This is a genomic window from Cryomorphaceae bacterium (assembly GCA_007695365.1).
In the GTDB taxonomy this organism is placed as follows: domain Bacteria; phylum Bacteroidota; class Bacteroidia; order Flavobacteriales_D; family SKUL01; genus SKUL01.
The window spans coordinates 42,127-62,049 of sequence record REDV01000078.1 but is presented as its reverse complement, the minus strand read 5'-3'; the positions used below and the strand labels follow the sequence as shown (position 1 = coordinate 62,049).

16 protein-coding genes are annotated in these 19,923 nt (G+C 49.9%); 9 read left to right on the top strand and 7 right to left on the bottom strand.

What is annotated here, in order from left to right:
• A complete protein-coding gene (locus EA392_06555) occupies positions 1-1,176 on the top strand; it encodes an SPOR domain-containing protein (protein ID TVR39400.1) in 1,176 nt (391 codons plus the stop codon).
• Positions 1,177-1,265: 89 nt separating this feature from the next.
• Positions 1,266-1,652: a hypothetical protein gene (locus tag EA392_06550; protein ID TVR39399.1), complete on the top strand. Its 387-nt coding sequence runs from the start codon at positions 1,266-1,268 to the stop codon at positions 1,650-1,652.
• A gap of 1,208 nt (positions 1,653-2,860) precedes the next feature.
• Here EA392_06550 and EA392_06545 read toward each other — a convergent pair.
• The 3 genes from EA392_06545 to mscL form a co-directional block, all read right to left on the bottom strand.
• Complete coding sequence (locus EA392_06545) at positions 2,861-3,853, bottom strand: DUF4837 family protein (GenBank protein TVR39398.1); 993 nt, start codon at positions 3,851-3,853, stop codon at positions 2,861-2,863.
• A gap of 31 nt (positions 3,854-3,884) precedes the next feature.
• Complete coding sequence (locus tag EA392_06540) at positions 3,885-5,387, bottom strand: LysM peptidoglycan-binding domain-containing protein (protein TVR39397.1); 1,503 nt, start codon at positions 5,385-5,387, stop codon at positions 3,885-3,887.
• A gap of 195 nt (positions 5,388-5,582) precedes the next feature.
• The gene (mscL, locus tag EA392_06535; protein ID TVR39446.1) at positions 5,583-6,002 is read right to left on the bottom strand and encodes a large-conductance mechanosensitive channel protein MscL; all 420 of its coding nucleotides are present in this window, start codon (positions 6,000-6,002) and stop codon (positions 5,583-5,585) included.
• Positions 6,003-6,201: 199 nt separating this feature from the next.
• On the opposite strand from mscL, the gene polA reads away from it, so the two are divergent.
• From polA to EA392_06520, 3 genes are all read left to right on the top strand, one after another.
• Positions 6,202-8,964, top strand: a complete 2,763-nt coding sequence (polA, locus tag EA392_06530; protein ID TVR39396.1) for a DNA polymerase I — start codon at positions 6,202-6,204, stop codon at positions 8,962-8,964.
• 210 nt (positions 8,965-9,174) lie between these two features.
• The gene (locus tag EA392_06525) at positions 9,175-10,092 is read left to right on the top strand and encodes a hypothetical protein (GenBank protein ID TVR39395.1); all 918 of its coding nucleotides are present in this window, start codon (positions 9,175-9,177) and stop codon (positions 10,090-10,092) included.
• A 12-nt stretch (positions 10,093-10,104) separates the two neighbouring features.
• Positions 10,105-10,533, top strand: coding sequence for a hypothetical protein (locus tag EA392_06520; GenBank protein TVR39394.1), 429 nt, complete (start codon positions 10,105-10,107; stop codon positions 10,531-10,533).
• Positions 10,534-10,607: 74 nt separating this feature from the next.
• Here EA392_06520 and EA392_06515 read toward each other — a convergent pair whose 3' ends face one another.
• The 3 genes from EA392_06515 to EA392_06505 all read right to left on the bottom strand — a co-directional run bounded on the left by EA392_06515 (position 10,608) and on the right by EA392_06505 (position 15,226).
• Entirely contained in the window at positions 10,608-12,734 is a 2,127-nt protein-coding gene (locus EA392_06515) for a PKD domain-containing protein (protein TVR39393.1), read from the bottom strand.
• 87 nt (positions 12,735-12,821) lie between these two features.
• The gene (locus tag EA392_06510) at positions 12,822-13,961 is read right to left on the bottom strand and encodes a cystathionine gamma-synthase (protein TVR39392.1); all 1,140 of its coding nucleotides are present in this window, start codon (positions 13,959-13,961) and stop codon (positions 12,822-12,824) included.
• Positions 13,962-14,002: 41 nt separating this feature from the next.
• The gene (locus EA392_06505; protein ID TVR39391.1) at positions 14,003-15,226 is read right to left on the bottom strand and encodes a UPF0104 family protein; all 1,224 of its coding nucleotides are present in this window, start codon (positions 15,224-15,226) and stop codon (positions 14,003-14,005) included.
• Between the two features lie 56 nt (positions 15,227-15,282).
• Between EA392_06505 and EA392_06500 the strand changes: the two genes are divergently transcribed.
• Both EA392_06500 and EA392_06495 read left to right on the top strand, forming a co-directional pair.
• Positions 15,283-15,630: an arsenate reductase gene (locus EA392_06500; GenBank protein TVR39390.1), complete on the top strand. Its 348-nt coding sequence runs from the start codon at positions 15,283-15,285 to the stop codon at positions 15,628-15,630.
• Positions 15,631-15,900: 270 nt separating this feature from the next.
• On the top strand, positions 15,901-17,172 hold the full coding sequence (locus tag EA392_06495) for an NAD(P)/FAD-dependent oxidoreductase (protein TVR39445.1): 1,272 nt from the start codon (positions 15,901-15,903) through the stop codon (positions 17,170-17,172).
• 3 nt (positions 17,173-17,175) lie between these two features.
• On the opposite strand, the gene aspS is transcribed toward EA392_06495, so the two are convergent.
• The gene (gene aspS / locus EA392_06490; GenBank protein TVR39389.1) at positions 17,176-18,930 is read right to left on the bottom strand and encodes an aspartate--tRNA ligase; all 1,755 of its coding nucleotides are present in this window, start codon (positions 18,928-18,930) and stop codon (positions 17,176-17,178) included.
• Positions 18,931-18,984: 54 nt separating this feature from the next.
• Here aspS and EA392_06485 point away from each other — a divergent pair, with 54 nt between their 5' ends.
• Together EA392_06485 and EA392_06480 are read left to right on the top strand one after the other, a co-directional pair.
• On the top strand, positions 18,985-19,434 hold the full coding sequence (locus EA392_06485; protein ID TVR39388.1) for a nucleoside deaminase: 450 nt from the start codon (positions 18,985-18,987) through the stop codon (positions 19,432-19,434).
• 69 nt (positions 19,435-19,503) lie between these two features.
• Complete coding sequence (locus EA392_06480) at positions 19,504-19,917, top strand: BrxA/BrxB family bacilliredoxin (GenBank protein ID TVR39387.1); 414 nt, start codon at positions 19,504-19,506, stop codon at positions 19,915-19,917.
• Positions 19,918-19,923 lie beyond the last annotated feature (6 nt).

The window sequence follows — 19,923 nt, the reverse complement described above, 5'->3', positions numbered from 1 at the left end:
TTGTACTTTCGTACAAAGCCCGGCGCATTGGCCCTTCAAAATCACATAGGCGATTTACTATACCACTATGACTGCGTAATTATTCCGGAGTTTGGCGGTTTTGTTACCAATTACAAACCAGCTTCGCTCAACAAGCGCCTGCATCTTTTTCAACCCCCTTCCAAGGAGGTGTCATTTAACCGCAGCCTGGTGAAAAACGACGGTCTTTTGGCCAGCCACCTCGCAGAATGGAACAACTGCACGTTTGAGGAGGCCAACGATAAAATACGTACAGAGGTAGAAGACTATTTTACCCGCCTCAACAATGGAGAGCGGATCACCTTTAAAAAGGTGGGCATAGTTTATCGCGATACGGCCAGACAATTGCGGTTTCAACCATCGCAGGAAGAGAACTTCTTGAAAGACGCCTTTGGGTTGGAGCAGTTGTTTGCCATTCCGGTGATGCAACCGGAAAAAGTACCGGAATCAACCGGCTTGCCGCAATCGGCTCCGGTTAAAAAGGTTCCTGCTCCTGAACCAGCAGAGGCTCCCGTAGTTCCCATTACCCATGCAGCAAACCTGGAGAATGATGCCGCAGAAGCTCAGGAAAGTTCGGGTAATCGCAGGGCGCGATGGATATGGGCTGCGGCAGTTGTGTTGCCTTTTCTTCTTTACTCAGGGTGGTTGGTATCATCAGCAGATGTGCTTCGCCCGGCCCATCTTACCATTGCAGACCTTAACCCCTTCGCCCCCAAGGATCCCCCGGTATATACAGCCCGTGAGCACACTTTTTTGTGGGTAGATCATTCTGAAGATGATGCCTTGCTGGAATTGCTCGACTCCGAAAAAGAGGTTGTGCGCATAGCGTTTACTGATGTATCCAATGAAGAGGGCGTTGCTGTGCGATTGAGGATGCCCGAACCGCCACCTGCACCAGCGGTAAACACCTATGTAGCCACTCCTGAGCTCCTTGCCATGCGTTACCATGTGGTGGGCGGGTGTTTCGCAGAGCTGTCCAACGCACACAAGCTGGTAGATCGATTGCGTGCAAAGGGCTATCCAGCCTATTTGCTCGATCAGCACAAAGGGCTTTACCGGGTTACATTCGGTAATTATGCGCGCCGACAGGAGGCGCTGGATGCGCTGCGCGATATCAAGCGCGATGAAATGCCTGCTGCCTGGTTATTGCTGCGTTAAATGATGCCCGTAATGAAAAGCAGTTCATTGGCCCTACGTGGTATTTCTTTCTACCTTTGCTGCAGAAGCAATGAATTGAGCAACCGGGCATGTCAGACAAAACTTTCGATTTAGGTAAGTCAACATTGACCTTTCAACCCGACAACATTCTTCATCTCCACATGAAAGAAGGTCAGGTGGTTGAACTAGAGGAGGTGAAACGAATTTTTGAGACCATCAACAGCGAAGCCAATGGGCAGAAATTTCGTTTGCTTGTTACCGCCGGAGAAAAGGCCTCTCTCAGTCAGGACGCCCGAAATTATGCGTCTTCAGCCGGGTCAACCGATGCTATAGTAGCAGATGCGGTTGTGGTGCAGAGTTACTCGCACGAAATGACTGCCAATTTCTTCATTCGCTTCAACAAGCCCAATCGCCCCACGCAGCTCTTTAAGAACCGCGAGGATGCCTTGGAGTGGCTGATGTCCTTTCCGGTTTAAATCAGGTTCGCTGAAAAACGACGTAAGTGTTGAGTCTTGATGTCCTCAGCGTTTCGTTCCGCAGCACTCCGGCCGAAATGACAAAAGGAGTGGGGTTGGAAAGGATTTGGTGCGGATGCTCGCGGCTTACAATCGGAATCAAAAGAGCAGGCGGGGACGCCTTGAAGATGTCAGTGTAGCGAGACGCTACGCTGACCTGAGCTTTTATTTCTGATTAGTAGCATTTTGTCATTACGAGCGAGAAATCCCAAAATTGAAACGGAGGCCTTGTCTCCTCCACCGGAGGGGTGGCCCCGACAAACGCGGGTTTCACAAGACCTTGATGTTGAAAGTCGGGGTTGGGGTGGGTTTTTCACCCACCACTTAACGTCAAATAGATCAGACTTATATCAATGAAAGTCATCCAGCGGTTACTATGATTACTGGATAGCGATCTCGAGTTGGGTAGCGATTTCATGAAATGCGCTTGGCTTAGCGTGTGCGTAGGTTACTTCGGTAATTGGGGTTTGACGAGTTGTGCTAAGCGTCTCTTTCAGGCGTCTGCGTTTGAGATGCACCCTAATTTAAAATCATAAGGGATTGAAATATAGTGTTATTGCATGTTTCGGTGGACATTCGACCCCTTCGGGGTCGCACTTCTATCTTCGTTGCTTTCTCTTCAGACATTTGACCCTTTCAGGGTCTATGCTGAATCGTAGCGGTTATCATCAATCAGAGTCGCAGCCGGGTGATGCTCTGATTGTCGTGTTCAAGGTGTGATTGCTTTTTTGTTTTGATTATTGGCGTTTTGTCATTTCGACCGAAGCAGCGACAACAGGAGCTGCGCCCCGAAATTCTTCGGGGGGAGAAATCTCTAGGGAGACGACGTGTGAACTGAATGAGATTTCTCCACTGCGTGCTTCGTACCTCAGCACTCCGGTCGAAATGACAAAGGGGTGTGATTGGGGGTTCTTATTTCAGGTTATGAGTGTTTTGTCATTTCGACCGAAGCAGCGACGGCAGGAGCTGTGTAGCGGAGAAATCTATTATGAGATCAAAGTGTGAACTGAATGAGATTTCTCCCCCGAAATTCTTCGGGGCAGGCTACTTCACGCCTCGTTCCTCGGCGTTCCGGTCGAAATGACACTAAGGGGATGCATCGGGTTTTTTCGTCCCATTACAGACTTTGTTTCCTCAAATGAATGACGGTCATTTCCGCAGACCTTAAATCAGCTTTTTTCAGAGTCTTCAACGTCGGGCCACTCGATACTGTAAATCATGGCCTCTACTTCGCGCAGGTACTCACGTTTGCTGAATTTTGGAGCAAAGACAAATCCCTCGGCGGTTACAATTCTTCCGCGCTGCTCGTCGTGCACTGTTAAGCTGATGAAAGGGCCTCCCATAGGGGCTCCCAGCGCTACTTTCCACAATCCACGCATTTCAACGGCGTATGCTCCGTTGTGCTCAACCACCCGATATGCAGGTTCTACAAGGTATTCGGTGGTCATGTACGAGCCCTCAACGGATCCGGGAACGTAACGCCTCAACACGGAGTCGCGCACAGCAAGTATATGACCCGCGGTGAAAGAGGTATCGGCCGTGTATGGATAATGATAGACCAATACACCTTGCAGTACATCGTGTAATGAGCCGCCCGAAGGTTTTTCGCGTTTGCGCTCAATCCACGTAAAATTCTTTTCCTGTCGGGCAATGCTGCAATCACGAGGCACGGTAATGCTCAGGGCTTCTTGAATACGAAGTTCATCGGCAATGTTGTGGTTCTTGCGGAAAGCAAAATTCCCTTTCAGCCTTTTGCGCTCGTACTCGTTGAACTTTTCGAGTAAAGCCGGCCCGTTATCGGCCATCAGTGAATCGAATGCATCAATGGACGGCGCATAGACATTCACCACGAGTTGTTCGGACGCCCATTTGTTTCGAAGGGCCTCCACCCTTGGGGTTTCTTCTGATTCGGGCTTGATGTTTACAAACAGCAGATTGCGGTGCTGTCGTGTTATGTTGTTTACTTTTTCCGGGCTGAGGTGCACCAGGTTGAAATAGGGCTCGGCCTGAGGTAGCATAGCCTGGTATGCGGCAAAGTGGTCGTAGAGGATATCTCCCGGGCGCGACTCATAAAGCGCATCTGGTATAATTACCAGCAATTCGCCCGGAGCACCGGAATATCTGGGCAGCACATGCGATGCATCTTCATCGCAGGAGACCATAACAACGGCAGCCAATAGGACTGCAAAGTATTTAACCAGCTTGACCAATCTTGATTTTTTGTCCGGGCTTGAGACGATTAAAGTTCAGTCCGCTGTTTAATTGCTTCAGCTGATTTACGGTAACCCCATCGTACAGTTTGGCGATGTCCCACAGTGTATCACCGCTCCGTACTACGTGGTAGCGATAAGCGCCCTCGTCGGTAACAACGGCCGGCTGAGCGGGTTTTTGGGTTTGTTGGGTTACAGTGGGTGTGCTGCCTGTGGTGCTGGCGACACCAGCCGGAGATACCGTACGGTGTACCACAAGGTTCTGACCGGGGTAAATGTTGGTGTTTCGCAATCCATTCCACTCCATTAGTTCATTAACCCGCACTCCGTAGCGGTTGGCTATTGAGCCCAGAAACTCACCGCTGCGCACCCGGTGGTACTCGGTAACCTCCTGTGCGAGCATCGGAGTGGTGGGTTCGGGTTGGTGATGGTAAATGCTGTCTTCGTTGGCAAGAAACACACCGATTGCTTCTGAAGGCAAACGCAAGACTTTGGGTGCATCGGGCTGAGCAGGAATGACAAAACGCAGGTACATGGGGTTGAGAGAGGCTATCAATGTAGCATCCACGTTGGTGTAAGCCGAAACCTGATCGAAGGTGAGACGCTGACGCACGTGCACGGTGTCAGTTTCATAGTATGCACAGGCATTGTAGAGGGGGTACAGGTTGTGCTCCTGGTGGTAGGTCATCATGTAATTTACCGCGATGAATGCAGGCACATAACCCCGTGTTTCTCTGGGTAAGTAGTTGCGTATGGCCCAGTAATCGCGCTTACCTCCTGAGCGACGTATGGCTTTGTTCACGTTTCCCGGACCTGAATTGTAGGCTGCCAGCACAAGATTCCAATCTCCGTACAGACCATAAAGATGGCGAAGGTAGCGGCAGGCGGCAACGGTACTTTGCAATGGGTCGAAGCGGTCATCTTCAAATGAATTCACCTTCAAATCGAACATCTTACCGGTACCATACATGAATTGCCACAAACCTTTGGCCCCGGCACGCGAGCGTGCGGTAGGGTTGAGCGCAGATTCAACAACGGCAAGGTGTTTCATTTCCTGCGGAATGTCAAAGCGATCGAGCATTTCCTCAATCATCGGATAGTAGAGTTCCGACAGACCCAAAACCCTTGACGACAACTCGCGCTTTTTGGACACATAAAGCTCAATAAAGCCGCGGATGTGCCCGTCATAGCGCATCTCCATGATGGTTTCCTCATCCATTTGCCTCACGCGCTCACGCATTTCGTCGTCCGATACTTTTGGCACCACAGAAGGTTCGTAACCGTAGATATTCAAGCACGCCGTGTCACTGTGTACAAACCACGCCTGATGTGCTATGGATTGCCACTGAGCATCTATTCGCTCCAGAAACGGATCGTCCGGAGCGATTTCTAAAGCAGGTGTTTCGGCACTATCGACTGGCTCGGTGTATTGCGCGAACAGCGGGAATGCAAGAAGAAGTGCAGGTGTCAGAAAAAGTTTGTGCATGGCAGCAGAATGATACGTTTATTACGGAATTAACCACGTTTTGTTATCCAAGCTTCAAAGATCAAGCTTAGACCTGATTTTTACTGATGCTGCCATGAAGCTTATGCACGGAGCCGTGTTAATCTCATTTTCCATGGAGGCCAACAAAAGAATCCCAAACCATACAGGGCGGGGTTTTCATTGAAAGATCCAATCTTATTTCTTCAGCAAATCGCGAATTTCGCCAAGCAGCTCTTCGGCAGTAGGCCCCGGAGGTGGCGCAGGAGCGGCCTCTTCGGCTTGCTTGTTTCGGTCTTTTATTTTGTTGTACGTGCGAATCAACATGAAAATGATAAAGGCAATGATGATAAAATCAATAACCTTCTGAATGAATGCGCCGTACCGAATCTGAACGGCTTCAACTGATACCGATCCATCGGCGGATAACTGGCCTTCCTGAATGGTAATTGCCAGGTCAGCAAAATCAACCCCGCCCAGAGCCAACCCGATAGGGGGCATGATTACATCGTTGGTAAAAGATGCGACTACAGCGCCAAAGGCACCGGCAATGATTACGGCTACGGCAAGCTCAAGTACGTTGCCCCGCATGATGAAATCCCGGAATTCTCTTAACATAACGTTGGTTTTTGGTTTGGTTATTTTTGGTGCAATCCATCCCAATGGATTGATTGCATGAGGCAATGTAGAAAGATTTTGCGTGCGGTGGCCGGAACCCGAGAAAAAATAATTTGGGCTTGCAGTTCCCGGTTTGCACGCCTTATGGCTTAACCAAAGCGAGGAATAGTTCTATCTTCACGGCAAGATTTACCAGATTATGTCCGATAAGAAAAAGCTGTACCTCATTGATGCCTATGCCTTGATATTCCGTGCGTATTACGCGTTTATCCGCGCACCCAGAATCAATTCAAAAGGCATGAACACTTCTGCTGTGTTTGGGTTTACCAATGCCCTGGTGGATGTGCTCAAAAACCACGAACCAACCCACATTGCCGTGGCGTTTGACCCGCCCGGGGGTAGTTTTAGGGTAGAAGATTACGCCGAATACAAGGCCAACCGCGACGAAACCCCCGAGGATATTAAACGGGCAGTGCCTTATATTAAGGCCATTGTTGAGGGGTTTAACATACCGGTGTTTGAGGTGGCAGGCTTTGAAGCAGATGATGTAATTGGTACCCTTGCCCACAAGGCCGCAGCAGACAATTTTGAGGTATACATGGTAACGCCCGACAAGGATTTTGCGCAGCTGGTCACCGATAAAGTGAAGATTCACCGACCGGCCAAAAACGGAGGTAGCGTAGAGATATGGGGCGTGGATGAAGTAAAGGAGAAGTTTGAGGTTGAAGACCCGCTTCAGGTTATTGATATTCTGGGTATGTGGGGTGATGCCGTCGATAACATTCCTGGCATTCCCGGTGTGGGCGAAAAAACCGCTAAAAAATTCATAGCGCAGTACAAAAGCATTGAGGGTTTGCTGGAGCACGCCAACGAGCTGAAGGGAAAAATGAAGGAGAAAGTGATAGAGAATGCCGAGCAGGCATTGTTGTCGAAACAGTTGGCCACCATTCGGCTGGATGTGCCTGTAACCTTCGAGCCGCAATCGCTCGAAGTGGAAGAGCCAAATAAAGAGAAACTACAGGAAATTTTTACCGAGCTCGAGTTTCGGACGCTGAGTGAGCGTTTACTGGGTGAGAAAATTCCTGTTACAGGGGGCAGAGGAACCCAGATGGATCTCTTTGCTCAACCTGCTGAAAACTCCGGCGAACCTCCTGCTGCATCAACCCAGAATGAAGGCTATGAACTGTTAGATACCGCTGAAAAGCGCGCCCGACTGGTGAAGAAGCTTTTATCGTCAGAAGCCTTTTGCTTCGACACCGAAACCACCGATATTGATGCCCACGAAGCCGAATTGGTAGGTGTGGCCTTTTCCACAAAGGCTGGCACAGGGCACTATGTTCCCATACCCGATAACCCAAAAGCCGCCAAAAGAATCCTGGAGGACTTCACTGAAGTATTTACCCATCCCAACATCACCAAAATAGCGCACAACCTCAAGTACGACCTCACCGTGCTGAAATGGTATGGGGTTGAGATTGAAGGCCCCGTGTTCGATACCATGCTGGCTCACTACCTGTTGGAGCCCGATATGCGCCACGGCATGGATATGCTTGCCGAAACCTATCTCAACTACCGACCTACCTCCATTGAAACACTAATCGGCAAAAAAGGCAAAAACCAAAAGAGCATGCGCGATGTGCCTGTGGAGCTGGTAAAGGATTACGCAGCTGAAGATGCCGACATTACCTTTAGACTCTACAAACTTTTTGCGCCTCAATTGGAGGAAACAGGTACATGGAAGCTTTTTAACAACATTGAAATGCCGCTGGTTAAAGTGCTTGGAGCCATGGAGGCGGCCGGTGTAGCCATTGATATCTCCCAGCTTAAGGTGTATTCTCAGGAACTTACCCGCGACATTGTGCAGTTTGAAAAACGAATCAAAGAGTTGGCCGGAACAGATTTCAACATTGCATCGCCCAAACAACTGGGAGAAATATTGTTTGACCACCTCAAACTGGTTGACAAACCCAAAAAGACCAAAACCGGGCAGTATGCCACATCGGAGCCTGTGCTCGAAACCCTGCGCGGAACGCATGAAATCATTGACCAGATTCTGGAGTACCGGCAAGTAGTGAAACTTAAGAACACCTATGTGGATACGCTCCCCGAACTGGTGAACCCGCGAACGGGGCGAATTCACACCACCTTTCATCAGGCCGTAGCTGCTACCGGGCGACTCAGTTCGCAGGGCCCCAACCTGCAAAACATTCCGGTGCGAACAGAGCGCGGACGAAAAGTGCGCCAAGCCTTTGTGGCCCGCGATAAAGAACACGTGCTTCTTGCCGCTGATTATTCTCAAATTGAACTCAGGGTTATTGCTTCCTTGAGTGGCGATAAGGCCATGATTGAAGCCTTCAGAAACGACGAGGATATCCACGCTGCCACTGCCGCTAAGGTTTTCGGAGTGCCGCTGAACGAAGTGACCAGAGAACAACGAAGCAATGCTAAAACGGTAAACTTTGGCATTATCTACGGCGTATCCGCATTTGGTTTAAGCCAGCAAAGCAGCTTGAGTCGCACCGAAGCGGCAGAGGTGATAGAGTCCTATTTCAAAACCTACCCGGGTATTAAAAAATACATGGACAACCGCATTGAGTTTGCCAGGGAACACGGCTATGTTGAAACCATCATGGGGCGGCGTCGCTATCTGCGGGATATTAACTCCAAAAACCCTGTGGTTCGAGGGCAGGCCGAACGAAACGCCATCAACACACCCATCCAGGGAAGCGCCGCCGATATCATTAAAAAAGCCATGATCGACATCTACAGGGAGTTCAGGGAAGAGAACTTCAAGTCGAAAATGGTGCTTCAGGTACACGACGAACTGGTGTTTGATGCGCAGAGAGATGAGCTTAACATCATCAAGCCCATCATCATTCAGAAAATGCAGGAAGCTGTAAAACTGGATGTTGAACTGAAAGTAGATATGGGCACGGGCAACAATTGGCTTGAAGCACATTGATCATAAGCAAAGTAAGGTGAGAGGCCTGGGTGTGAATATAAATTGTTTGAAAAATGCACTCAAAAACGAAACCGGGTGTACAGCCGCACCGTATGCATGCCTCAACAGAGTTCCGATGAACAGTATATTGTTTATAGTTTAACCCCTGAAATAGTGGCTTTGCGCCGAATACTACTAATTTTGTTATCCTAACCCCTAACGCAACCAATTATGTACAACTGTCGAAATCTCATCAGCGTTGTTCTTATCGCAACAATCGCAGTTGCTTTTAGCTCTTGCAAATGTGAAAACGGAGACTCAAGAAAAGCAATTAGCGAAGTAGATGACGATGTACGAGCAGATGACTCTGCTGCGAAGAAATTGCAGAAAGTACAGGAAATATTCTACACCATTCCTTCACCTATGGAGATGGCATCTCTTCTGAAAAAAGCCGGTACAACCTACGATGCAAGCATGCTAAACGATGTAAGCAACGTGGTTAAGTACACGTCTTCCAAAAGACAGGCCCTCAATTTGGGAATTTACGGAGCCAATCTCAGTTATGCTAGTATCTTCAATCAGAATCAGGAGAGTATTATTTACCTGTCTTGTGCGAAACAGCTTGCCGACAAGTTGGGAGTAACCAGTGCTTTCGATAATGAAACGATGGATCGCATCGAATCCAACATTGAGAACAGAGACTCGCTTATTGATATCATTTCAGACTCTTTTTACACACTTGATGCATACCTGAAGGAGAACGACCGCCAAAATGTGTCTGCATTGGTCATCACCGGAGGTTGGATTGAAGGCCTTTACCTGGCTACTCAAATCGCCAAAAACTCGAAGGATGTACCTCAGGAAATCATTCAGCGCGTCATAGACCAAAAGTACTCCCTGTCAGATTTGCTCGAACTGGTAAATGCATACAACGACGGAGGTAACCTCGATAGCATCATTGCCGACCTCGAATCCCTGAAAGTACTTTACGATCAAATTGACATAAACCGCGAGGCGGGTGATGTTACGACGGACGAGTCAACCGGTGTAACGGTGATTGGGGGAGCCTCCACTTACAGCTACACTGCAGATGATATAGCCGCTATTACAGCGCGTGTTAAAGAAATTCGTACTTCCTTCATACAATAAAACCGACCGAAAATGAAAACTGCATTCGCAATTATTCTCGCGCTTATCCTTACCGGATCGGCCTTTGGACAGTGCAAAAGCTTCACACGAAACTCGTGCAGGCCGGTACTTGAGGACTTTATTCCCAATGAAAACTACAACAGCACACTTTTGGTGCCCGGAGATGAAGCTGAACTGAATCTCACTTTTTTCAGTGGGCAGGAATACCGCCTTCTTGTTTGTAGTCATCCTCTGCTCGGAGAGGTAAACTTTACGATTCTGGACGACCGAAAGAATGAGATTTATGCCAGAAAATCTGACGATCAAAGTAATTATTTTGACTTTCGGCCGGAATCAACCCAGAAACTGAAGTTGCGTATCAACGTGCCCATGAAAGACAACCCCAACGAGCTTATTCATGAGGGTTGCGTTACTGTAATGATCGGCTTTAAGGAACTGTAATGACGGGATAATGTCATTCATAATAAACCGGCCCATTGAGGCCGGTTTTTTTTATGTCTTGTTCCAACAATGGCTTAGCGGGCGAGTACTACGCGTTTCACTGCACGTTGCCCCTTGTCATTTATCAGCACCAAATGATACATACCCGCTGCGTATGACCGGGTATCAAGCGTAATTTGTGCACTCCCTCCCGGGAAAGCGTTCTGCCCTGAGGCGTGCACCAATTGACCAACGGGGTTGAATAACTCAATGTGGTACATATAGGGGTCAGCTCCGTAAAGAGCAATATTCAATACATCGGTGGCGGGAACGGGAAACACAGATAAGTTCTGTGAAATGTCCATGTTCTCAATACTCGACACGAGTGGGCCGCTGATGTTTATGTCATCAACGAAGAAATTGTTACCGCCGTCGCTTTCAAAGGAAAACTTAAAACGGAAATTCTCTACAAGATGATTCTCCAGAATATTGGTGATTTCCACTTGTTCCCAATGGCTTGGGCTGTTCGGGAACCAATTCACATTTGTGAAAGGCGCTGTGTCGAAATTATTGCTCCAAATTCCCCTCAAACTCCAGGTTTCGCCACAATCGGCAGATACCCAAAAGCGCAGGCGCTCATTATTCGAAGGGTTTCGGCGTGCGTAGGCGTATTTGAATGAAATGGTAACATCGGTGGTGGTGTTCGACAGGTCAATGGGTTTACTGATGATTTCACTTACCGAACCGGCCGGCAGATTTCGGTTGGGCAGTCGAAGTGTGTGCGTTCCCGATGCCCCGGTTGCAAAGCTGGTAACTTCCCATGACGAAGATGTAATGGTATTCCCGTATTGCCAATCCAATTCAAAGTCAGCAGGGTTTGGTGATTGCGCATCATAAGACTCGAAATCCTGAGAGTAAGGCAGCGGCACTCCCACTGTGGGGCGCACGTGTACAAATCCTCCTTCGTTGGAACTGACAGAGTTGCTTCCGTCAGAAACCTGCAGGGTTACATTATAGGTTCCGGGCTCGTTGTAATAAACCACCACTTGCTCACCCGTAGCAGTTGAAGGTGTGCCTCCCTCAAAGGTCCAGTTTCTGGTGGTTACGTTGTGGTAAGACATATCTGTATATACCACTGAATCACCGGCGCAAATTTCACGCTGGCTTGCCGAAAACTTCGCATTACAAAGCACGCCATCTGTTAAAACCCCGGTTTCTGCCAGGTTGTTGGCAGTCCATAGGTTGCTTCGGCTGGCCGTGTTGCTGTTCAGTGCAGCCAGCATCCGTGTGCGCTGTCCGTTGGTGAACATCCTGGAGCAGAATGAGTATTCCATGAAATTCTGCACATTATCCAGCGAGCCACATGATGATCCATTGAGGTTACAGGATGTCCATCCGATGGTGTTTGGCGTATCGGCAACATCATCGTCTATGTCACAATTACTTGCGAGGCCGGGAGTATTGGAACCACCCCAGGGGTGACGCAGGTTGATCCAATGCCCAACTTCATGGGTCATGGTTCGGCTTGTAGTGGAATTGGCTGTACCAATGCTTCCCACATAGCTGTGCTGAACAACAATACCGTCGGCAGCAGCTCCCCAGGGGCCGGCTACAGTTCCGGGCGTATAGGTATATCCCGCGGCATTGCCTGAGATGTTGTTGCAAACCCAAACATTCATGTATTTGGCTCTGGGCCATGCCGGCGAAATGGATTTGAGGTTTTCGCCGCCATTAAATGTTGCCTGATTCTCAACACGAACTATTCCGTTGGTACAGTTTCCGTTAGGGTCGAGTTTGGCAAGGCGGAACTCTACACCTACATCAGCAGTAATGTTTTGGAAAGCAGGCACAACAAGCGAAATATCGCTGTTTTGAAGTGTAAAATCCTCGGTCATAATGCGTATGCAATCCTCAATCTGCTCTGCACTAATGTTTTCCGGGCCGTTGGCGTGAATCACGTGAAAAACCACAGGAATGATTTTCACGCTTCGCTCTCCGGCAGCACCACTCTCTTCAAATTCGCGGGTAAAGCGCTCTAGTTCATTGTTGGCTTCTTCAACCAGTGGAATCCACTCAGGATTTTCCTGCAGGAGTTGCTCAGTTCGCTCGTCTGTATGGCAAGGATGTATGGTTCCATCATGGTGATGATGGCTGTTTTGGCCAAAAAGGTTGACAGCACTCAATGCAAGGAGAGCGCCGAGAGTTAAGCTTAAATACTTCATTGGGGTGATTTGCAGGTAATGTTGCAAATATAAGCAAACGGGCCACCATTTGCAATGATAGCCTTGGCCAATATTGGAATTCTAAAACTAAGCCAGCGCTTGCTTCAGGTCTTCGAGCAGATCTTCTATGTCCTCAACACCAACGCTCAAACGTATCAGGCTATCCACCAATCCGGCTTTGAGGCGCTCTTCGCGTGGAATGGCAGCGTGGGTCATGGAGGCAGGATGGCCTGTTAGCGACTCAACCCCGCCAAGCGACTCCGCAAGCGTAAATACACGCGTTTTCTCAAGGATTCTGAAAGCTGCATCCTGCGTATCGTCTTTCAGGCTGAAGGACAACATCCCGCCAAAGTCGCGCATTTGCCGCTTGGCCACATCGTGGTTGGGGTGGTTTTCGAATCCGGGCCAATACACCTTTTGAACCCGTGGATGGCCGGCCAGATAATTCGCAACTGCTTTGCCGTTTTCGCAGTGGCGTTGCATACGCAAGTGCAAGGTTTTGATGCCTCGCAGTACCAAAAAAGAATCCTGAGGGCCAGGCACGGCACCGCTGCTGTTTTGAAGAAAATAGAGTTTTTCGGCGAGCGCATCGTCGTTGCACACCAGCGCGCCCATTACCACGTCAGAGTGACCACCGAGGTACTTGGTTACACTGTGCATCACGATGTCCGCACCCAAATCGAGCGGGTTCTGCAAATAGGGCGACGCAAAGGTGTTATCCACCGCCAGCAAACAACCGTTTTTCTTTGCTATGGCGGCCATGGCTTCAATATCAATGATGTTGAGCATGGGGTTGGTGGGCGTCTCGACCCAAATAATTTTGGTTTTTTCATTCATCAGCTCCTCTACCTTTTTGGGGTCACTCATAGAGGTAAAGTGAAATTTGAGTCCGAAGGGAGCAAACACCTTGTCGAATAATCGGTACGTGCCGCCGTAAAGGTCGTTGGTTGAAACCACCTCATCGCCGGGGCGAAGGCTTTTCAATACGGCATCAATGGCAGCCAGGCCAGAGCCAAAACAGAGACCGTGTTTGCCGTTTTCCAGGGCAGCAAGACTGCGCTCAAGTGCATTTCGGGTAGGGTTTTGGGTGCGAGAGTATTCATAGCCCTTGTGTTTTCCGGGGCTTTCCTGTACGTAGGTTGAGGTTTGAAAAATAGGAGTCATGATAGCTCCGGTGGAAGGATCGGGCTCTACACCCGCGTGTATGGCTTTGGTTCCGAATTTCATTTGTGAATGCTTGAATTAAATGTGTGCCCAAAGGTAAGGTTCTAAAAAGACTCTGGTTTGGGTTGGGATTTTCTACGGCGTATTTCAATGGCCGTTCTGCGCAACCACCGTGGAAGCACAATGACGCCAATAAAGATGTAAATGTAGTAGGTGAGCAATCGCCAGATAAAAGCAAGGGCACCGGCCAGTCCGAGCGGAATGAAATCGGCCAGAAAACCTGTAAAGGCAAATTCGGCCAATCCGCTGCTGCCGGGAGTAGGGCTGATGAGCATAATGACCCACATCACCAGCTGCCTTCCGTACAAAAGGAAGTGGTCAGAAACGGGAATCACGGCCATGATAAGCATGTTTACCAGCAAAAAACGGGCAGTCCAGCTAAAGTATGTGGCCCCGAGCGCCCGTGCCCAAAATCCTTTTGATTTCCCTTTCAGCTCGCGCGAAGTGATGATGATGTCATTTCCCAGCGCGATAATATCATAGCGCCACCTTCGTAAAAAAGGAAGGCGGAAAATCTGGAGCAGCACAAACTTGAACAATCGCGGTCGCCAGAATACAGCCAGTGCGATGATGGTGGTGAGCATCACAATAAAAAAGTAGCCCAGCCAGAAAATGCCTTGCGTGCCAAAAGTGATGCCCAACAACTCTTTCTCCATGTTCACCGGAAACAGCTGCCCCGTGCCAATCAGCAGCAAAATAGCCGGAACCATGGTGATGTAAAAAAGCTCATCGAGTAGCGCCGTAACCATCACCACCGCCGTGCTTCGCCCCATCTTGATGCCTTCCCTGTTCAATATAAAGAGCGCAATGCCCGAACCCCCCACTATCGATGGGGTGAGCGCGGACGCAAACTCCCACAGCATGATGGTGTCAAAGGACTTTCGCCACGACAATGCCTTGTCAGTGAGCACGCGTATGCGGTACATATATCCGGCGTCGCGCGCAGCCACACAGCACAGGGCCATAAAAAACCAGAACGCAGAATACCAGCTCCAGTCAAGGCTGCGCAAAATCTCCCGATAGGTCAGACGGATGTAATCTCCGCCTTCGGTGGGGGCGAAACTTTTTTCGTCGTACACATCGGGCTGCAAATCTCCTTCGGGGTTGAGCCACTCATAGGTGCCTGTGCCGGGCTCTACCGCCTCAAAGCGAACCTCGTTGAGGTTGCTCACCAGCAAATAGGTAGCCACCGCCAACCCGATAACAACCGGAATCATAATGCGCCGGAAGCCCAGCTTGGATCGAATATCGCTTTCTTGGGTTACCAATTTTCTTTGCAGATATTTGGGCCTCAAAGTTTCCCATTTTTTGACGATTTACCGCCATGAAGAAGGTTTATTTTCTCTCCACTTGTAGCACATGTCAACGCATTATGAACGACCTTAAGCTCGATGGTTTTGTTCAGCAAGACATCAAACACGAAAAAATTACACCCGCGCAGCTCAACGAAATGAAAGAGCGGGCAGGATCCTATGAAGCGCTTTTCAGCCGACGGGCCATGAAGTACAAAGCCATGGGGCTGGCCCAAAAAGAGTTGACCGAAAAGGACTATCAACAACTCATACTCGACGAGTACACCTTTTTGAAACGCCCGGTTTTTGTGGTAGATAACGATATTTATATCGGCAATGCGGCTGCAACCATTGAAAAGCTCAAAAAGCGCCTCTCATGAGGCTTGTGTAATAGAGCAAACACATTTTAAATTGATTGCGTTTAACGAAGACGAAGTTTGATTTTAGAATGTGAGGTCTACCCTTGCCAACTTTGCGCCTTCTGCGGACAGGCCCGCCTTCTGCGGGCGGGCGGGGAGGTGCAATGGGCGCTAAGAGAATGAATGCCAGTCATAGACTCTTATCTACCTGCGTTTGCCCTGCTTGTGTAACCCCTGTTACCGCGTGTGTCGAACAAAACCGCCACCTTCACCTCAACAAAAACTATCGAGATGGCCAGGACACACTATGAAGTGCTAATCATTGGAGGTGGAACCGGCGGCATTATGACCGCCGCTCAGCTTCGACGAAAAAACAAGAAACTTACCATTGGCCTGATAGAGCCTTCGGAAAAGCACCAGTACCAACCCGCGTGGACATTGGTTGGAGCGGGTACTTTCGACTTTGACAAAACCATCCGCAAGGAGGCCTCAGTTATTCCGCCCGATGTGGACTGGATCAAAGACTACGCAGAAAAGCTTGACCCGGAGAACAATGCGGTAATCACAAGAAATTCCGGAGACTTCACGTACAACTACCTGATAGTGAGCATCGGTGTGCAAAACCGGCCCGATTTGCTGCCGGGGTTGTCAGAAGCGCTGGGCAAAGGCGATGTATGCAGCAACTACACCGACCCCAAACACACCTGGGAGGTTCTGCAGCGCTTTAAAGGCGGAAATGCCGTTTTTACACAACCTTCTACCCCCATTCGCTGTGGTGGCGCGCCGCAAAAAATTATGTACCTCGCTGAGGAATACTTCCGAAAGCAAGGAGTGCGCGACAATACCAACGTGGTGTTTGCCACGCCGGGTTCCGTCATTTTTGGGGTGAAAGACTTTGCCAAAACGCTCAATAAAATACTGATTGACCGCGAGATAATCTTCAAGCCATTTTACAGCCCTGAGCGCATAGATCCCGAGAAGAAAATCATCTATTTCCACTACTCAGAGCCGGGCGAAAACGCCTGCGTGGTCACAGAAGACAACAAAATCAACGAGCAATTGGTAGGCGATACCGTGATTGCTGTTCCTTACGACATGCTGCATCTTGCGCCGCCACAATCGGCTCCCGAGCTTATTAGGAACTCGCCGCTGGCCCATCAGGAAGGTCCCCACAAAGGCTGGATGGAGGTTGATATCAACTCACTTCAGCACCCTCGCTACGCCAACGTTTTTGGTCTAGGCGACTCGGCTGCCCTGCCCACTGCCAAAACGGGCGCGGCCATCCGCAAGCAGGCTCCCGTTGTGGTTGGTAATATTCTGCACATGATGGAAAATAGTGGAGGCCTGAGTAATCTTAAATACGAAGGTTATTCATCGTGCCCGCTGGTTACAGGCTACGGAAAGATGGTGCTTGCTGAGTTTAAATACGGCAACGTGCGAGACTCTGATCCGCTGATTTCGAAGTTTGTGAATACCGCCAAAGAGCAGTGGAGCATGTGGGTCCTCAAAAAGTACGGCCTGCCGTTCATGTACTGGAACATGATGCTGAAAGGCCGGATGTAGGGTCTATTCCTCTCTGCGAACAATGTCGAGACTCAGCTCATCAAGCTGTGCTGCATCCACATGTGCAGGCGCATCAATCATCACGTCTCTACCCGCATTGTTCTTGGGGAATGCGATGTAATCTCTGATTGACTCGCTGCCTCCAAACATGGCGCACAAGCGGTCGAAGCCAAAGGCAATACCGCCGTGTGGAGGCGCACCGTATTCGAAGGCCTGCATCAGGAAGCCAAACTGAGCCGAGGCTTCATCGGGCGTGAAACCGAGCAGGTCAAACATTCGCGACTGAAGTTTGCGGTCGTGAATACGAATGGATCCGCCTCCAAGCTCAACCCCGTTGATGACCATGTCGTAGGCATTGGCCCGCACCTTGCCGGGGTCGGTGTTCAGCATCGGTAAATCCTCGGGTTTGGGCGAAGTAAAGGGGTGGTGCATGGCGTGGAAACGCTGTGAGTCCTCGTCCCACTCGAGCAGCGGAAAGTCAACCACCCACAGCGGTTTGAAGACATCGTTTTTGCGAAGGCCCAGCTCAGAACCCATGTACAGGCGCAACTCGGAGAGTTGTTTGCGGGTGGTGTGCAAGTCGCCCGATAGAGCCAGGATAAGATCGCCCGATTGTGCACCGCAATGCGCAGCCCACTCGGCCAGCGCGTCCTGGTCGAAAAATTTATCCACCGACGATTTGAAGGTGCCATCTGGGTTGCACTTGCAGTAAACAAGCCCTTTGGCTCCTATTTGCGGGCGCTTCACCCAATCGGTGAGGGCGTCGAGTTGTTTGCGGGTGTACTCGGCGCAATTCGGAACCACTATGGCCAGCACGCATTCTGCCTGATCAAACACATTAAAGCCTTTGTTTTTGGCTACCGAATCGAGGTTTTTGAACTCCATTCCGAATCGAAGGTCGGGCTTGTCTGAGCCGAATCGCTCCATGGCTTCGGCGTAATCCATTCGCGGAAAAGCAGGAAGTTCAACTCCCTTTACTACTTTAAACAAATGGCGAACCAGACCTTCAAAATTGTTGAGCACGTCTTCCTGCTCTACAAAAGCCATCTCGCAGTCAATCTGGGTAAACTCAGGCTGGCGGTCGGCGCGGAGGTCTTCGTCACGAAAACACTTCACAATCTGGTAGTACTTGTCGTAACCGCTTACCATCAGCAGCTGCTTAAAGGTTTGGGGCGACTGGGGCAGCGCATAAAACTGACCGGGGTGCATTCGGCTGGGCACCACAAAATCGCGGGCTCCCTCGGGGGTAGATTTTATCAGGTACGGAGTTTCTATCTCAAGAAAGCCTGCAGCATCCATGTATTTGCGCGTTTCGATACCGAGGCGGTGTCTGAGCATCAGGTTGCTTCGAACAGGGGCGCGTCGCAAGTCCAGATAGCGGTATTTCATGCGAAGGTCTTCGCCTCCGTCTGTCTCGTCCTCGATGGTAAATGGCGGGGTGAGGCTGGCATTCAAAACATTGAGGGCGGTAACGGCTATTTCAACATCCCCGGTAGGCATGTTGGGGTTTTTGCTTGATCGCTCAACAACCTTGCCCTCAATTTGCAACACAAACTCACGTCCGAGCTTGCGCGCTTTTTCGCAAAGAGCGGCATCTACGTCCATATTGAAGAGCAACTGCGTGATGCCGTAGCGATCGCGCAGATCTATAAAAGTCATTCCGCCAAGGTCGCGCGACCGCTGTAACCAGCCGGCCAGGGTAACGCTTTGACCGATGTGTTGGCTTCTTAATTCTCCGCAGGTGTGTGTCCGGTACATAGGGGGGTGTTTGGGCTGCGAAAATAGTAAATTTGACGCTCCGTAAATGAGGCTATGCTAACTGCGCAAAGCAACGAACACTTTATGAAACTGGCACTTGCCGAAGCACATCGGGCCTTTGAGCAAGATGAGATTCCGGTGGGCGCAGTGGTGGTTTGTAAGGGAATGGTCATCGCCCGGGGTCACAACCTCACAGAGCGTCTCCACGATTTTACCGCTCACGCCGAAATGCAGGCCTTTACCGCAGCAGCGGAGTTCCTCGGAAACAAGTACCTCAGCGAATGTACGCTCTACGTAACATTGGAGCCCTGCGTAATGTGTGCCGGAGCTGCCTTCTGGACCCAGATAGGAAAAGTGGTGTATGGCGCGTCGGATGAAAAGCGGGGATACGCCAGGTTGAGCGAACAACTGCTTCACCCTAAAACAGAGGTTGTTTCGGGCGTGATGGAAGAGGAGTGCTCTGCCTTGCTTCGCGAATTTTTTGCCAGACGCCGGGAACCATAAGGCTCTTTGCGTGTTCACAAGGTTGTACGAAATCGGTACCTTTGTACCTTCACCTTAAACCCAAGAGTTATGTATCCACCTGATTTAGTTGCTCCCATGAAAGCCGACCTCACTGATGTAGGTTTTGAGGAGCTCACCACAATAGAAGCCGTTGACAAAGCAATCAACGAAAATGCAGGCTGTACGCTGGTTGTCATCAACTCTGTGTGCGGCTGTGCTGCCGGAAATGCCCGGCCCGGTGTTAAAATGTCGCTCAACCATACCCGCAAACCCGACAACCTATGCACGGTGTTTGCTGGTGTTGACCGTGAGGCCACCGAGCAGGTGCGGAAATACACCCTTCCTTACCCTCCGTCGTCTCCGGCTATTGCGATGTTTAAAGATGGTAAGCTGGTTCACTTTATTGAGCGGCACCACATTGAAGGCCGAAGCCCGCAAATGATTGCCGAGAACCTGCACGCTGCGTACGACGCCTACTGTTAATTGCTT

Bases quoted from the DNA above. Each gene is read 5' to 3' on its own strand.
- aspS (TVR39389.1), bottom strand. From the start codon at position 18,930: ATGTACCGGACACACACCTGCGGAGAATTAAGAAGCCAACACATCGGT.
- EA392_06495 (TVR39445.1), top strand. From the start codon at position 15,901: ATGGCCAGGACACACTATGAAGTGCTAATCATTGGAGGTGGAACCGGC.
- EA392_06540 (TVR39397.1), bottom strand. From the start codon at position 5,387: ATGCACAAACTTTTTCTGACACCTGCACTTCTTCTTGCATTCCCGCTG.
- EA392_06545 (TVR39398.1), bottom strand. From the start codon at position 3,853: ATGGTCTCCTGCGATGAAGATGCATCGCATGTGCTGCCCAGATATTCC.
- EA392_06515 (TVR39393.1), bottom strand. From the start codon at position 12,734: ATGAAGTATTTAAGCTTAACTCTCGGCGCTCTCCTTGCATTGAGTGCT.
- EA392_06525 (TVR39395.1), top strand. From the start codon at position 9,175: ATGTACAACTGTCGAAATCTCATCAGCGTTGTTCTTATCGCAACAATC.
- EA392_06510 (TVR39392.1), bottom strand. From the start codon at position 13,961: ATGAAATTCGGAACCAAAGCCATACACGCGGGTGTAGAGCCCGATCCT.
- EA392_06480 (TVR39387.1), top strand. From the start codon at position 19,504: ATGTATCCACCTGATTTAGTTGCTCCCATGAAAGCCGACCTCACTGAT.
- mscL (TVR39446.1), bottom strand. From the start codon at position 6,002: ATGTTAAGAGAATTCCGGGATTTCATCATGCGGGGCAACGTACTTGAG.
- EA392_06520 (TVR39394.1), top strand. From the start codon at position 10,105: ATGAAAACTGCATTCGCAATTATTCTCGCGCTTATCCTTACCGGATCG.
- EA392_06500 (TVR39390.1), top strand. From the start codon at position 15,283: ATGAAGAAGGTTTATTTTCTCTCCACTTGTAGCACATGTCAACGCATT.
- polA (TVR39396.1), top strand. From the start codon at position 6,202: ATGTCCGATAAGAAAAAGCTGTACCTCATTGATGCCTATGCCTTGATA.
- EA392_06485 (TVR39388.1), top strand. From the start codon at position 18,985: ATGCTAACTGCGCAAAGCAACGAACACTTTATGAAACTGGCACTTGCC.
- EA392_06550 (TVR39399.1), top strand. From the start codon at position 1,266: ATGTCAGACAAAACTTTCGATTTAGGTAAGTCAACATTGACCTTTCAA.